Origin of the sequence: Leeuwenhoekiella sp. ZYFB001, assembly GCF_011784865.1 — a bacterium.
GTDB classification, from domain to species: domain Bacteria; phylum Bacteroidota; class Bacteroidia; order Flavobacteriales; family Flavobacteriaceae; genus Leeuwenhoekiella; species Leeuwenhoekiella palythoae.
The window spans coordinates 1,312,726-1,328,031 of sequence record NZ_CP050460.1 but is presented as its reverse complement, the minus strand read 5'-3'; the positions used below and the strand labels follow the sequence as shown (position 1 = coordinate 1,328,031).

Genomic DNA, 15,306 nt, shown 5'->3' with positions numbered 1-15,306 from the left:
ATCTAGTTCTGTTATGGTAAAATCATATTTAGCTTCGGTATTTTTTCTATTAGGAAGTTTTGCATTTGCACAGCAAGCTGAAGTTCCTCTTATTAAAATTGATACCCTCGCTGATGGTTTTACATACGACATACGCTACGCAACAGACAATAATTTTTTAAAAGAAGCTTTTTACGATTGTGCTTCGTGCTATCTCAGACCTGAAGTAGCAGCCGCGCTCAAGGAAGCTAATCATTATTTCTGCGAAAAAGGATATCGCATTGTTTTATACGATTGCTATAGACCCGTTAGCGCTCAAAAGAAAATGTGGGCGGTCTATCCTAACGCGCAATATGTTGCCAACCCTTATACTTCGGGCTCCGTACATAATCGCGGTGCCGCGGTTGACCTCAGTCTTGAAAAATTAGATGGCACACCGCTTAACATGGGTACCGATTTTGATTTCTTCGGTAGGGAAGCACATATAGACAATACCTCTTTGCCGCAAGAAGTGTTAGACAATCGCAAATTGTTACAGGAAGGAATGACGCGTTTTGGCTTTCAAACGATTCGTACAGAATGGTGGCATTTTAACTACAAAAAGAATTATGGATTTGAGATCATAGATTTTGACTTTGAATGTGATTGATCACGATCTTTCTCCAAAAGCTGAAAACACATAGATTAAAAAAACCGAATGATTTTACAATGATTCGGTTTTTTTATTTTAAAATTTTCAATTTTTACATTGATAAATTTTAATTCTTCTAATAAGCCAACATATTCTTCACATTTTTCTCTTAATGAAGTGTTTACGTAGCTTTATTCAACATCCATAATTATTCTTAAAACATAGACTATTTGGTAGCATTACTCCCAAATCTTTGTTAAAGAAATACATTAGGAAAACCCTACTCTCTTTTTCCACGTAAGTTTCAATAAGTATTAATAACCAAAGAAACTCAAATTATGAAAAAGAAAAAATCGATTGAGGTAAAAACTCAAACTGTTGGTAGAAACCGCAGAAACTTTTTAAAAGTAAGCGGTCTTGCATTAGCCGGTTCTAGTTTATTATTAGCTGCTTGTAGCGATGATGATGACAATGGCAATATGATGGGCGGCGGAACCTTTGACCTAGGTACTGGTGACGTTGGTGTTTTAAACTACGCATACGCTCTAGAACAATTAGAGGCTGCATTTTATACTAATGTTGTTAATGGTTCATTTTATGCCAGCGCTTCAGCAGACGAAAAAGCCATCTTATTAGACCTTTATAATCACGAGGTAAATCACCGTGAGTTCTTTAAAGCTGCAATTGGTGCAAATGTACCTACGGAGCAGCAATTGACTGCTGATCTAGAATTTGATTTTAGCAGTGTAGATTTTGGCGATAGAGACTCTGTTTTAGGAACTGCAAGAGTTCTTGAAGATACAGGAGTAAGCGCATACAATGGTGCTGGTCAATACATTCAGACTGCGGTGTATCTTACCTTAGCAGGAAAAATTGTTTCTGTTGAAGCACGCCACGCGGCGGCAATTCGCTCTATTATAAACGGAAGCGCAGATTATACTGCTTTTGCCGGAGACGATATCATCGATAGCAACGGCCTAGACTTAGCAGCTTCACCTGAGGAAGTTATTTCTGCAGCAGGCGGATTCTTCGTAACGCCGTTTACTTATAACAATCCGGGAGCGTAATTACTAACCATTAAAAACTTACTACAATGAATTTAATAAAATTTCTAGACGAATTTACTACAGATAAAATGCAAGAACCTATGACTTCGAGACGGGCTATGTTTGGCCAGTTAGGAAGCATTGGTAAAAAAGCAGCACTTGCCGCAGTTCCATTTGGGCTTGCTACCGCTTCTAATAAAGCGATGGCACAAAGTTCTGGTGATGTTGTTGGTGTACTTAATTTAGCACTTACCTTAGAATATCTTGAAGACGAATTTTATGCAATGGCTTTAGACTCTGGGGTACTTTCTAGCAATGCTAAAGCAGAGGCAATTTATCAACAGATCTCTAAGCACGAATCGCAACACGTAGACTTTTTAACAGCAGCTATTGAAGGTGCAGGCGCAGATCCTGTAGCTAAACCTTCTTTTGATTTTACTGTTGGTGGTGCATTTGACCCATTTAATGAAAACGGTGCCGGGCAAGCTACTGCATATGCTCAATTACTAGCCTTAGCGCAAGCCTTTGAAGATACAGGAGTACGTGCTTATAAAGGGCAGGCTGCAAACCTAATGGGAAGCGCCGGCGTATTAACAGCAGCTTTACAAATACATTCTGTTGAAGCACGTCACGCTTCTGAGATCAGAAGGTTAAGAGGTCTTGAAGGATGGATCACTGGTAATCAAAGAGGTGCCGGTATGCCGGAAGCTACACAAGCTGTATATAACGGTGAAGATAATATCTCACAAGGCGGTGTAGATGTAACGACCTTAGGTTCTGGATCTCCATTCACAATGGATGCTGCAACACAAGCCTATGACGAAATCTTAACGAGGGACGAAGCGGTTACAATTGCAAGCTTATTTATAGAATCATAAGACTTAGTTTCTTTTTATAAATACCAATCCCTTACCGGTCATACGGTAAGGGATTTTTAGTTTAGCGCATAAAAAAACCTGATGGGTTTCCATCAGGTTTTTTATGTATACAGTATTGTATAACTATTACTTTTTCTTTTCAACCTTGGCGGGCTCGTTCAGTTTCTTGGTAAGTTCCAGAGAGAGTGCAGTACGCTCAAACTTCATCTTACCGGCTCCTGATTCTAAGATCACCGTAGCATCATTTAAATCTAAAATTTTTCCGTGAAGACCGCTCTTGGTAATGACACGATCTCCTCTTTTTAATTCTTCAGCGAATTTTTTCTCTTCCTTTTGACGTTTCATCTGCGGGCGTATCATAAAAAGATAAACCACGGCGATCATCAAAAGAATAGGTAAAAAACTTGTAATTTGTTCCATTTATAAATGCTTATCCGTTTACAGCCGGTCCTTCAGCCGATTGTACAAATGCGGTAATTTTTACGGTTTCAGATCCTTTTTCAGTGTTTGATTTTACAGTAACAATTTTAGTTACAGCGTTAAGACCACTTCCATTATATTTTACTAAAAGCTCTCCGGTCTCTCCTGGCTGAATAGGCTCTTTAGGATAACTAGGTACTGTACAACCGCAAGTACTTGTAGCATCTACAATTACTAAGGGTGCTTTACCGGTATTTTTAAATTTAAAAACGTGCTCTACAGCAGTACCGCGCGCGATATTACCAAAGTCATAAGCGCTCTCTTCAAATTCCATAGTTGGGAAAACAGTAGCATCTGCATCACGAGTTGCAGCCATCTCTACATTTTCTCCTTTTACTTTGTCTGAAGCATTGTCTTTACAAGACGTAAATGCTACTGCAGCAACAAGACCTACTGCTAAAAATACTTTTTTCATAATTCTATTACTTTTTTAGAGTTCCAAAAATACAATTTTAATCCATACCCTAGTATGCCGGCTTTATCAGGAAAATAGGTGCAGTGTACGTATGCCAACAAGCCTAATTATAGTTGATCTAGATATTGTATAAATCGTTTATTCAAGTTTATTCAATAAGACCTCTACCGGCTTTATTGAGCCTATTGTCTTTTTTATACTTTTTAACCAAGCGATCCAGAACACCATTTACAAAAATGCTACTCTTAGGCGTTGAGTATTCTTTAGACAATTCTAAATATTCATTGATAGTAACCTTCACAGGGATCGAAGAGAATCTTAGAAATTCACACAAAGCCATCTTGATCAATATTTTATCAAGTGTCGCAATACGGTCCTGATCCCAGTTTGGCGTATTACCTAAAATTTCAGCTTCGTACTCCTCGTCATTACGGGCAGTACGCAATAATAAATCTTTTGCGAACTGACGGTCTTCTTCATCTTTATACAGTTTAGGCAAAATGGTGCTTTCAGGAGAATTAGGCTTGATCTTACCCAGACGCTTTACAATTGTGGTATTAACCACAGGAAGATCATCTACCCAGGTTAAACGGTAGTCTTCCAAATAATCATAGAGCTTATCATTAGGCGCTACAAATTCAGTAAAAAAGTCGATTACAAAATCACGATCTGTTTTAAAATCGCTAGTTTCAGAGGCCATATATTCCGCATAAAAATCACTTGCGATGAGTTCGTTGTAAAGCAACACAACATACTCATTATCTAACCTCCAGTTATTGAGTTTAGCTTTTTTAAGTTCTTTTTGCAGTAATTCGTTTTCCGAAAGCTTAACCAGCACCGGATTGTTTACAAATTTAAGATTAGGATTCTTCTCAGATTCTGTGGCCAGCATTTTTTGCTGAGAGCGCTCCAGAATGTCTTTAGCGTGTGCATGTATCTCTACAAGCAGATCTACGATCGTAAGATACAGCTCATACATTTGAGCAGTACTCGCGTTTAAAAACTTTTCTTCCTTTAGTAGATCAGGTTGTTCTGATTGATGCAGCGCATACAATGCCTGCATAACTTTTACGCGAATGTGCCTTCTGTTAAGCATAATTCAAAAGAACTTTTGGTTATTTGGGTTTCGTATTATTCAAGCTAACCAGCCAGTTTGCCCGTTTGGACAAAATCGATGCAAAAATACATTTTAAATGATTTTTCTAACAGCATAATTAGACTTTTATATAAAAAATCTAAACCGTGCTATTCAAGCCGAATCGCTTATCTTTGCGCGGCTTCGCTAAGCTAATCTCCTTTTCAGCTTTTTAGCGCAGTCCCAATTGCATACTATGAAAGAACTTCAGCATCTCAATAAGTATTTTAAAAAGTATAAATGGAAGCTTATTCTAGGCTTTTTCATCGTACTTGTGGCACGCATATTTGCCATTCTCACGCCTAAGTTTTCGGGCGATATGATCAAATATGTGGAGAATTACATTAGTGATGGTGGGGATTTAAGCGAACTCAAGCAGCAACTCCTGATGACGCTGTTTTTACTTCTGGGTGCGGCGCTGCTTTCGGCCTTTTTTACCTTTTTGATGCGCCAGATGTTTATCGTGGTTTCACGTTATATGGAAGCTGATCTCAAAAACGAAGTGTACGATCAATACCAAAATCTGTCGCTTAGCTTCTACAAAAAGAATCGTACAGGAGATTTGATGAACCGTATTAGTGAAGATGTCAGCAAAGTTCGTATGTACTTAGGTCCCGCTATTATGTATGGCGTAACTACTGTCATTCTTTTTGCAACCGTGATTCCGTATATGTTTTATACGGCCCCGGAACTTACGTTATACGTGCTCATCCCCTTGCCTATTCTTTCTGTGGCAATTTATCAATTGAGCCGACTTATTCATAAACGCAGTACCATCGTACAGCAATACCTGTCGCATTTAAGTACATTTACGCAAGAATCTTTCAGCGGTATCGGTGTGATCAAAGCTTACGGTATCGAGCCTCAAACCTATGAGAATTTTGAAAAGCTCAGCGAAACCAACAAAGAAAAGAACTTAGATCTTGTCAAAGTGCAAGCCTTCTTCTTTCCGTTGATGATCGCTCTTATTGGGGTCAGCAACTTGCTGGTTATTTATATAGGTGGAAAAAAATATATAGACGGAAGCATTCCTGACCTGGGAGTCATTGTTGAGTTTCTGATCTACGTCAATATGTTGACGTGGCCGGTAGCTTCTGTGGGCTGGATCACTTCTTTGGTGCAACAAGCCGAAGCTTCTCAGAAACGCATCAACGAATTCCTAAAAGAAAAGCCCGAAATCGTAAACAAAACCGAAGCCCACACACCGGTAAACGGAAGCATCAAGTTTGATAAGGTTACTTTCACCTACGAGGATACCAACATAACTGCTCTTAAAGAAGTTTCTTTTGAAGTAAATCAAGGCGAGACGCTAGCGATCATCGGTAAGACCGGTTCAGGAAAATCAACTATTCTAGAGCTTATTGGTCGCTTGTACGACACTACAAGCGGAGTGATCACCGTAGATGACACGCCTATTGATCAATTGAATCTTAAAGACCTGCGTACCAGCATAGGTTATGTACCGCAAGAAGCCTTTTTGTTTAGCGACAGTATCAAAGAGAACATCAAGTTTGGTAATAACAATGCTACTGATACGCAAGTGATTCAGGCTGCAAAAGATGCTGTGGTACACAACAATATCGTAGATTTTTCAAAAGGATATGATACTATTTTAGGAGAACGAGGTATTACGCTCAGTGGCGGTCAAAAGCAACGTGTTTCAATTGCTAGAGCAATTATTAAAGATCCGCAGATCTTACTTTTTGACGATAGCCTTTCGGCAGTTGATACTGAAACCGAAGAAGAAATCCTGAGCAATCTCAAAAAAGTGGCTGCAACCAAAACCACGATTTTAGTAAGCCACCGTATTTCTTCCGCAAAAAATGCAGATAAAATTATCATTCTAGAAGAAGGTGAGATCATTCAACGCGGAACCCACGCAGATCTTATCGCAGAAGAGGGATATTATCAAGAACTCTACCGAAAACAATTAGACGAAAAAGAAATGGAATAAAATTTTGTACACCATTTAATTTTTTTCCATTTTTGAAAGTATAAAGCGTATTAACTAAACATAGATTATGAGCAATAATGAAATGAAGGGGAATGATGAAATATTCTCGAAAGTGTTAAGAGCAGGTCGTCGCACCTACTTTTTTGATGTACGTTCTACACGTGCGGGAGATTACTACTTAACCATTACTGAGAGTAAAAAGTTCACAAATGATGATGGTTCCTTTCACTACAAAAAACATAAAATCTACCTTTATAAAGAAGATTTTGAAGGATTCTCTGAGATCTTAAATGAAATGACTGCTTACATTCTTGATGAAAAAGGAGAAGAAGTCATCAGCGAGCGTCACCAGAGTGATTACGTTAAAGAAGAAGATAAAGAGCCTGTATTAGAAGGCAAATCGGCAAAAGCTTTTACTGATGTAAGTTTTGACGATATTTAAAAATCAAATCCCAAGATTTTAAAGCCGCATAGTTTGCGGCTTTTTTTATACCCTGATTTTAAGAATATCGTAAAATACACGATTTGTAGCGAGAAGAAATCCGCTTAATTTAAATCTTGTGTACAGTGGTTATCAAAAGCAGTTCTTTTAAAAAATGATATATTTAAAACCATACTAAAAGTTATATACTATTCTATGAAACAACTCCTACTCCATCTTTTCTTAGTTTTTACAATTTTTCAGTCCACCGCGCAGGTGATGCACCCATCGCTGGATTACTACTTGCCTGATGATGTTACCTACGATCCTGAGATCCCAAAACCGCAGGAGATTTTAGGCTATGTGCCGGGAGAATGGCACGTGAGCCACGACGCTTTAGCGAGTTATATGCGCGCGATGGCAGCGGCTTCAGATCGTATAACTATTGAGAACAGAGGCACTACCTATGAAGGCAGACCTTTGTTGCTGCTCACGATCACTTCTCCTGAAAATCACGCCAATCTAGCACAAATTAAAAAAGAACATCACGCCCTTACCGAAAGTGGCGCCGCCAATCTGGATACCGAAACGATGCCAATTGTAACCTACCAGGGTATGAGTATTCACGGTAATGAGCCCAGCGGTTCTAATGCCGGTTTGCTTGCCGTTTATTATCTGGCAGCGGCGCAAGGAGCTAAAATTGATGCAATGCTCCAAGATGTGGTTATTCTATTTGATCCTTCCTTTAATCCTGATGGGCTACAGCGTTTTTCATATTGGGCAAATACCAATAAAAACCAAAACTTAACCACCGATCCTCAAGATCGCGAATACAGCGAGATCTGGCCGGGCGGTCGTACCAATCATTATTGGTTTGACCTTAATAGAGACTGGCTTCCGGCAGAATTACCGGAATCTCAAGTGCGCATTAAAACCTTTCACGAGTGGTACCCTAATATTTTGACAGATCATCACGAGATGGGAAGCAACTCCTCGTTTTTCTTTCAGCCGGGGATTCAAAGCCGTACGCATCCTTTGACACCAAAACTCAATCAAGAGCTCACTGCAGAAATTGGTAAATACCACGCCGCCGCTTTTGATAAGATCGGTTCATTTTACTATACAGAAGAGGATTATGACGACTTTTACTACGGTAAAGGCTCTACTTTTCCGGATATCAACGGGAGTGTAGGAATTCTTTTTGAGCAAGCAAGTTCGCGAGGTCACGTTCAGGAAACTGATAACGGACTCCTAACTTTTCCGTTTACGATACGCAATCAGTTTACCGCTTTTCTTTCTACCATTGCCGCCGCACAAGGTATGCGTAAAAAGATGCTGGATTATCAACGTGACTTTTATGTAAATAGCAGAAATGAAGCAGGAAAAGACGCTTATATCTTCGGGAGTAAAAACGATCCGGCGCGGGCTGCTCATCTTGCACAACTTTTACAGCGCCATAAAATTGCAGTGTACAAACCTTCAGAAAACTATACTACTAAAGACTTGAGTTTTGATACTGAGAGTAGTTATGTGGTTCCCAAAACACAAAAACACAGCCGGTTATTAAAGGGAATGTTTGAAAAACGTACCACTTTTGAAGACAGCTTGTTTTATGATATTTCGGCTTGGAGTTTTCCTCTAGCCTTCAACTTAGATTTTAGCGACAGCGCTCCGGCGAGTATTGCAGGTACAAAAATAGACAGCGTTGCCTTGCAAACACCGCTTAGCTTATCTCGCAGCGAGTATGCATATATATTGCCGTGGGGAAATTATTATGCGCCTAAAGCCCTTAATAAGATCTTGAATAAAGGGATCCGTGCTAAAGTGGCCTTACAACCCTTTAGCGTTGGTGGAATCGATTATGACTACGGAAGCGTGATGATTCCTGTTCAAAATCAAAGTTTGAATGCAGCCGACCTTCAGGCATTTTTAGATGATGTCGCTAAAGCCTCACACTTAAGTATTGATCCTGTAAAAACCGGTTTGACCGAAGGTATCGATCTTGGAAGTCGCAAATTTGAAGCTTTAAAGCCTCAAAAGATCGCGTTGCTCGTGGGCGATGGCATCAGATCCTATGATGCGGGCGAAATCTGGCACCTGCTCGACACCCGTTTTGACATCAGCATTACTAAACTCGATACCCGTAATTTTAGCAGAACAGACCTTTCACGATACACCACGCTTATTATGCCTACCAGCGGCTGGGGTGGCGGTTTAGACGAGTCGGCAGGAAATAAAATCGCTGCTTGGGTGCGCAATGGCGGAACGCTTATAGGCTTTAAAAATGCCGCGCGCTGGATCAAACGTCAGGGATTAGTTGATTTTAGAGAAGTAGAAACCGAAAATCCGGCGAAAGAGGTCACTTTTGAGCAACGCAGTGACTTTAATGGTGCTCAGGTGATTGGCGGTGCGATCTTTAGCGCCAAGCTTGATCGCTCTCACCCTATCGCTTTTGGGTATGATAATGCAGCCATCAGTTTGTTTAGAGACACCACCTTGTTTATCGAAGCTGACGAGACTAGTTATAAGAACCCTATTTTATATACCGAAGAGCCGCTTGCAGCGGGATACATTAGTCCCATCAACTACGAAGCCATCAAAGGCACACGCCCTTTTGTACACCAATCTTCAGGACGTGGTGAAGTGCTGATCTTTACAGACAACACCAACTTTAGAGCCTTCTGGTACGGGACTTCTAAGCTTTTAATGAATGGTATTTTCTTCAGTAATCAGATGTAATTCTTCTACTGAAATAATTGAAAGACAAAGCCTCGTGAAAACGGGGCTTTTATTTTTCCGCCAGATGGTAAGCCGACTTTAAACTTTTGGTTCCTGAAATCAGCAGTGCGAAGGCTAAGAATGCCACACTACACATCACCAAATACATCGCAAGATCTGTACGTGCTTGAAAATAACTCACTAAAGCCGAACCGATAGCACCCATTACCATTTGTATCGCTCCTAACATCGCCGAAGCATTTCCGGCGGTATGGCCCAAGCGCACAAGCGATAAGGCCGATGCGTTAGGAAAGATAAAGCCCAAACAGCACATATACAGAAAGATCAAAACAGTGGTTAAGTACAATCCACCTACTTCAAAATAGCTAATCGCAACTAGTGCCACTGATAGTAAGCACTGAAAAACTTGAGCCAAAGGTACCACCTGCGCGGTTTCCTTCTTCTTTAAGATCAGATTATTTATTTGACTCGAACCGATTAGACCCGCAGCGATGATCGCAAAAATGATACTATATTCAGTTTTACTGACCGCAAACAATTCTAAATAAATGTGGGGCGACCCGCTGAGATAAGAATAGATTCCTGCATAAGCAATAGAGCCCGAGATCGCATATACAGCAAATTGTTTATCAAGTAGTACTTCTCTATAATTCTTCAAAACCGGCTTCAAGCGTAAAGAATGTTGTGGATTTGCAGGTTTTCCGTGCGGAAGTTTAAAATACGAACCTATAAAAACCAAGAGCGTTAGAATACTCAAGCTGGCAAAAACCCAACGCCATCCCAGCTGAATGGTGATCAATCCGCCTAAAGTTGGTGCTATTATAGGCGATACAGCCACAACGACCATCAACAGAGAAAATACCTGAGCGACTTCTTTATCTTCAAAAAGATCGCGTACAAGAGCACGAGCAGCTACCATTCCCGCGCAGGCACCTACTGCTTGAAAGAATCGCAAACCGATTAAAATATAAATATCAGCAGATAATGCACAACCTAAAGAAGCGAGAAAATAAATAACAAGACCTATGTATATGGGCTTTTTGCGGCCAAAACGTTCTAGCATCGGGCCGTAGATGAGTTGCCCGATAGAAAGCCCGATAAAAAAGCTCGAGAGCGTATAAGAAATCGTGCTGATGTGTGTATTAAGCTTTACCGCGATATCTTCAAAGGCCGGTAAGTAAATATCCGTTGCGATAGGGCCTAAAGCCGTAAGTAAACCAAGAATTAATATTAAGCCGGGGGATTTTCTTGTCTTTACTTCACTCATAAAATTAAAATTAAATAAGTGCGCAAAGTTAAGCCTCGCAAGAGAAACAAACTCCTGCGAGGCATAGGAATGCCTTGATTTATATCAAAAAAGTTAGTCGCGCTGGTCTTGTCTAAAATCAGGGAAGCCTTTTTCATCCCATTTTAGGACTCTTGCGCGGGTGTGACGGTTAAAATCGTATAGCGAGTTTCCGCGTATTTGCTCATAAACTCGGGCGTGATAGATCATCACATCGGTAGTATCATCTTCGGCTTTAGTAAACGAGTTGTGGCCGGGACCAAAACGTCGTGCGTCTGCATTGGTAGTAAAAACCGGAGTTTCTGATTTATTCCAGGAGGCCTCATCCATAAGGTCTGCATCTTCATCAGCCCAGAGCAAACCCACTGCATAATTAGCATCTGTAGCACTTGCTGAATAGGTTACAAAGATCTTTCCGTTGCGCTTCAATACTGCCGGACCTTCATTTACTTTATAGCCTATACGTTCCCAGTCGTATTCAGGATCGGTGATAATAATTTCAGGACCAGTTAAGGTCGTTGGGTTTTCCATCGCAGACATTACCAGCGAAGTGTTCTCACCTTCTCGTACGTTTTGGGCCCAGATCAAGTAACGGGTTCCCTTATGTTCAAAAGTGGTCGCATCAAGAGAGAACGAATCCCGCTTCGTAGCGATCTGCCCCTCTTCTACCCAATTGCCTTGTGTAGGATCTGCAGCATTGGTAGAAAGCGCAAACATCCTGATGTTCCAAACATTTTCGGCTTCACCCGCAGCAAAATAAACATACCATTTTCCATCTATTTTGTGTAATTCAGGTGCCCAAATGTGATGTCCCATTTTACCGGTCTCGTGCTTCGTCCAGATCACTTGCGGTTCAGCGGTACCCAGAGCATTAATGGTATTGGCTTTTCTGATCTCAATACGATCATATTCGGGTGCAGTGGCTATAAAATAATAAGTTCCATCGCTATCCTTGTAAACCCAAGGATCAGCACGCTGCCCCACTATGGGATTATTATAGAGCATTTCGGTACAAGTAGTTTTTTCTTCTGAAAGCGTTTCTGCTTCGGTCATTTCTTGTGATTCTTTACAAGAACTCACGATGAGCAGCAAAAGGGTCAAGGACAATGTATAAATAGATCGCATATTAAGTATAATTAAAAGTGTTAATTCTACATTTAACTTACAAGTATACGAAATCATTTTCTTAAATAATAAACGCCACCGCTGTGTATATCTTAATCAGCTTGAAGCATCCGTACATCCGCTACCGTTCTAAAACCGCAATGATCTGAAGACGACTCTAAGGCTTGGCCCATACGCGCAGAGATACGATAACTGGCGCAATAGGAATCGTCACATAAAAACGAACCACCTTTAATTACTTTTTCGGGTTGGTAAGGATTTTCGGGGTTGTAGCTTTCCACCGGACCTTGCGGATTGATACTTTTGCTTCCCGCTACTTCTTGATAATAGCGTGTAGAAAACCAATCTTGAGTAAGCTCCCAAACATTCCCAGACAGATCATAAATGCCTAAAGAATTGGGAGCGTACGAAGCTACCGGAGCCGCGTAAGCATACCCGTCTTCATCTGAATTTCTAGTAGGAAAAGTTCCTTGCCAGGTATTGGCTTTTTCTGGTAAGGCGCTTGCATCATCTCCCCAAGTATATATTCCGCCGGGCAGTTTACCGTGTGCCGCAGCTTCCCATTCGGTTTCGGTAGGCAGGCGCCTGTTGGCCCATTTGCAATACGCCAAAGCATCCTCATAACTTATGTGAACCACAGGATAATTTGCTTTTCCTTCAATAGTACTCTCCGGTCCTTGCGGATGCTTCCAATTTGCTCCTATCTTCCACTCCCACCATTGGGTATAATTGTTTAGGTCTGTAACCTGTTGCACGCTGCGGTCAAAGATCAGCGAGCCCGGCTGAAGCAAGCTGTCTGCCGGTTTTGGCGTTCCCGGTGGTAAGGTCTTTTTCATCGCTTCCCAATCTACCGGGCGTTCTGCTAGGGTAACGTAGCCGGTTGCGTCCACAAATTTTTGAAATTTTGCATTGGTGACTTCGGTTTGGTCTATAAAAAAACCATCTACTGCCACAGGATGAGCGGGCTTTTCACGAGGCAGAGCCAAAGCATCTCCTGCACCAGCTCCTTGAGTAAATTCTACTCCCGAAACCCAAACCATGCCTTCCGGAGTTTTTAGACTATCGGGTTGGGCTACGAGAAGTTGATGTGGTTTCTGAGTAACTTCTTTTGAAGTTGTTGCGGCATTTATTTTATCGCTTGCCCGCTCTTTACAGGATACTACGAGAACTGCAATGGTCATCGCAATACAAGCTCTTACTTTGAGGTCTTTCATAGTAACCAAAAGTACGAGTTTTTAAGCATTCGTAAAGTGTGCTCATTGGTCAATTCAGGTAGACTTATTGCTTTAAAACAAATGTATTTTGACCTTTTTGACGATCTATTGAAAACAGCGTACTGATCAATCCTAGATGTGAAAATCCCTGCGGAAAGTTCCCCAGCTGCGCGCCAGACGGACTCAATTCCTCCGAAAAGAGTTTGAGGTGATTCCCGTAACTCATCAGCTTTTGAAAATAGCGTTCTGCTCTCGCGATCTCTCCCCCTCGAGAAAGACACTCGATATACCAAAAAGAACCAATGGTAAAAGATCCTTCTGCGGAATCTCCCTTATGCGGAATGCTATCGTGCAAGTTTCGGTATACCAAAACATCATCAACGATCAGCTGCTCTTCGATAACTTTTAAGGTTTTTACCCAGCGCTTGTCATACGGACTAATAAATTTCATTAAAGGCATCATCAATAGTGATGAATCTACAGTTTTGGCTCCTTTAAAGTGCACATAGCTTTGCAATTCCTCATCCCAGAAATTTTCATAAATATCTTGAAAAATAAGGTTTCTGTTCTTCTCCCAAGTGCTGACATCGGTTGGTAAGGATCGCTTACGCACCAAGCGAATCGCGCGGTCTAAAGCCACCCAGCACATCAACCTTGAAAAAAGGTAATGGCGTTTTACCTCACGCACTTCCCAAATACCGTGATCTGCATTTTGCCAGTTTTTACACACATAATCAATCAGCTTTTCTACATTCTGCCAAAAGCTGTACATCACATTTTGACCGTACTTATCAAACAGATAAATGGTATCCATCAACTCCCCAAAAACGTCTAATTGTATTTGGCTGGTGGCCGCATTCCCAATGCGCACAGGCTTCGAGCCTTTGTACCCTTCCAGATCCAGCTCCTCTTCTTCAAGGTCCCGACTTCCGTCTATTCGGTACATAATTTGTAATTCTACCCCGCCGTTGATGTCGATATCTATACGGTCGTAAATCCATTTCATAAATTGTGATGCTTCTTCCAGAAAGCCTAGACGCATAAAAGCGTACATCGTGAATGCGGCATCCCGCACCCAGGCATACCGGTAATCCCAGTTTTTATCACCGCCTATTTCCTCGGGCAACGCATAAGTAGGTGCCGCCACCGTCGAACCGTATTTGGCACTGGTCAATAATTTTAAGGTAATGGCCGAGCGTTTCATATGTTCGGCAAAATCGCCGTGATAGTTACACGTCTTGATCCACTGATGCCAGAATTTTAGCGTTGCGTGCAACTTGTTTTCCAAACATGCTATTTCATCTTCAACCGTATGATCTAAAGCTGGGGCATCGGCGCTCTCTATGATAAAATAAGCATCCTGCCCTTCGCTTAAGGCAAAGCTTTTTTTAATACTTCCTTGCGCTGTAATGGGCAGCGTTGCCCGTACTTTCAAGGCATCGGCGTGTTCTTGATTTTTAAAAATCAGGGTATACTCATCAATAACCTCAACGTGGGTAGTGAGTTTGCCATAGTTTATCAGCACCTCAAGAATAAGATCAAAATCAAGGTTTCCGCGAATAAGGCTGATTTTACGAACTAACTGATTGACCTCAGCACTGCCATCTGCTTGAATAGGCATAAAGTCTGTAAACTCCACATTATAATCATCAGAAAGAAAGCGTGTGGTAAGCAAACTGGTATCAAGTATATATTCCTGAAAACACTTTGCATAAGGCGCTTGCGGAGGCGTATTAAAACTTCCGCCTTTGCGCTGATCTAAAAGAGCTGCAAAAACCGAGTGCGAATCATATTCCGGAAAACTCATAAAGTCGATACTGCCCTCCCGCTGGATCAACGCGCAGGTCTGGCAATTTCCTATTACACCATAACTTTCTATACCGGGATAACCGCTGTGCTCTTTCATAAAACTTGTACTGCTTATTTTTTTGTTGGAATCATTCTCAATCTGAAAATTTACAGATAAACGCAGGGCTTTTTATTAAAATAAAGGTAAAACTTAGA

The 15,306-nt window shown here is 41.1% G+C and carries 13 protein-coding genes; 6 read left to right on the top strand and 7 right to left on the bottom strand.

The window, feature by feature from the left end; translation table 11 throughout:
- The first annotated feature begins 13 nt into the window (after positions 1 to 13).
- The 3 genes from HCN54_RS05825 to HCN54_RS05815 all read left to right on the top strand — a co-directional run bounded on the left by HCN54_RS05825 (position 14) and on the right by HCN54_RS05815 (position 2,534).
- Positions 14 to 628, top strand: coding sequence for a M15 family metallopeptidase (locus HCN54_RS05825; protein WP_167596933.1), 615 nt, complete (start codon positions 14 to 16; stop codon positions 626 to 628).
- Positions 629 to 948: 320 nt separating this feature from the next.
- Positions 949 to 1,677 carry a ferritin-like domain-containing protein gene (locus HCN54_RS05820; protein WP_167596932.1) on the top strand — a complete coding sequence of 243 codons (729 nt, stop codon included), beginning with the start codon at positions 949 to 951 and terminating at the stop codon, positions 1,675 to 1,677.
- A 26-nt stretch (positions 1,678 to 1,703) separates the two neighbouring features.
- Positions 1,704 to 2,534 (top strand): ferritin-like domain-containing protein, encoded by an 831-nt coding sequence (locus tag HCN54_RS05815; protein ID WP_167596931.1) that lies wholly within the window; start codon positions 1,704 to 1,706, stop codon positions 2,532 to 2,534.
- Between the two features lie 126 nt (positions 2,535 to 2,660).
- Here HCN54_RS05815 and yajC read toward each other — a convergent pair whose 3' ends face one another.
- The 3 genes from yajC to nusB all read right to left on the bottom strand — a co-directional run bounded on the left by yajC (position 2,661) and on the right by nusB (position 4,525).
- Positions 2,661 to 2,954, bottom strand: coding sequence for a preprotein translocase subunit YajC (gene yajC, locus HCN54_RS05810; RefSeq protein ID WP_167596930.1), 294 nt, complete (start codon positions 2,952 to 2,954; stop codon positions 2,661 to 2,663).
- Positions 2,955 to 2,964: 10 nt separating this feature from the next.
- Entirely contained in the window at positions 2,965 to 3,429 is a 465-nt protein-coding gene (locus HCN54_RS05805; RefSeq protein ID WP_072982313.1) for a DUF1573 domain-containing protein, read from the bottom strand.
- Between the two features lie 148 nt (positions 3,430 to 3,577).
- Positions 3,578 to 4,525 (bottom strand): transcription antitermination factor NusB, encoded by a 948-nt coding sequence (gene nusB, locus HCN54_RS05800; RefSeq protein WP_072982315.1) that lies wholly within the window; start codon positions 4,523 to 4,525, stop codon positions 3,578 to 3,580.
- Between the two features lie 235 nt (positions 4,526 to 4,760).
- Between nusB and HCN54_RS05795 the strand changes: the two genes are divergently transcribed.
- The 3 genes from HCN54_RS05795 to HCN54_RS05785 all read left to right on the top strand — a co-directional run bounded on the left by HCN54_RS05795 (position 4,761) and on the right by HCN54_RS05785 (position 9,678).
- The gene (locus tag HCN54_RS05795) at positions 4,761 to 6,518 is read left to right on the top strand and encodes an ABC transporter ATP-binding protein (RefSeq protein ID WP_167596929.1); all 1,758 of its coding nucleotides are present in this window, start codon (positions 4,761 to 4,763) and stop codon (positions 6,516 to 6,518) included.
- A 67-nt stretch (positions 6,519 to 6,585) separates the two neighbouring features.
- Positions 6,586 to 6,960, top strand: coding sequence for a PUR family DNA/RNA-binding protein (locus HCN54_RS05790; RefSeq protein WP_072982319.1), 375 nt, complete (start codon positions 6,586 to 6,588; stop codon positions 6,958 to 6,960).
- Between the two features lie 195 nt (positions 6,961 to 7,155).
- A complete protein-coding gene (locus HCN54_RS05785; RefSeq protein ID WP_167596928.1) occupies positions 7,156 to 9,678 on the top strand; it encodes a M14 family zinc carboxypeptidase in 2,523 nt (840 codons plus the stop codon).
- Between the two features lie 49 nt (positions 9,679 to 9,727).
- Here the strand turns inward: HCN54_RS05785 and HCN54_RS05780 are convergent, their stop codons facing one another.
- From HCN54_RS05780 to HCN54_RS05765, 4 genes are all read right to left on the bottom strand, one after another.
- Positions 9,728 to 10,945 carry a multidrug effflux MFS transporter gene (locus HCN54_RS05780; RefSeq protein WP_167596927.1) on the bottom strand — a complete coding sequence of 406 codons (1,218 nt, stop codon included), beginning with the start codon at positions 10,943 to 10,945 and terminating at the stop codon, positions 9,728 to 9,730.
- 93 nt (positions 10,946 to 11,038) lie between these two features.
- Positions 11,039 to 12,088: a family 43 glycosylhydrolase gene (locus tag HCN54_RS05775; RefSeq protein ID WP_167596926.1), complete on the bottom strand. Its 1,050-nt coding sequence runs from the start codon at positions 12,086 to 12,088 to the stop codon at positions 11,039 to 11,041.
- Between the two features lie 92 nt (positions 12,089 to 12,180).
- On the bottom strand, positions 12,181 to 13,302 hold the full coding sequence (locus HCN54_RS05770) for a formylglycine-generating enzyme family protein (RefSeq protein ID WP_167596925.1): 1,122 nt from the start codon (positions 13,300 to 13,302) through the stop codon (positions 12,181 to 12,183).
- Positions 13,303 to 13,366: 64 nt separating this feature from the next.
- A complete protein-coding gene (locus HCN54_RS05765) occupies positions 13,367 to 15,208 on the bottom strand; it encodes a glycoside hydrolase family 15 protein (protein WP_167596924.1) in 1,842 nt (613 codons plus the stop codon).
- Between the last annotated feature and the right edge of the window lie 98 nt (positions 15,209 to 15,306).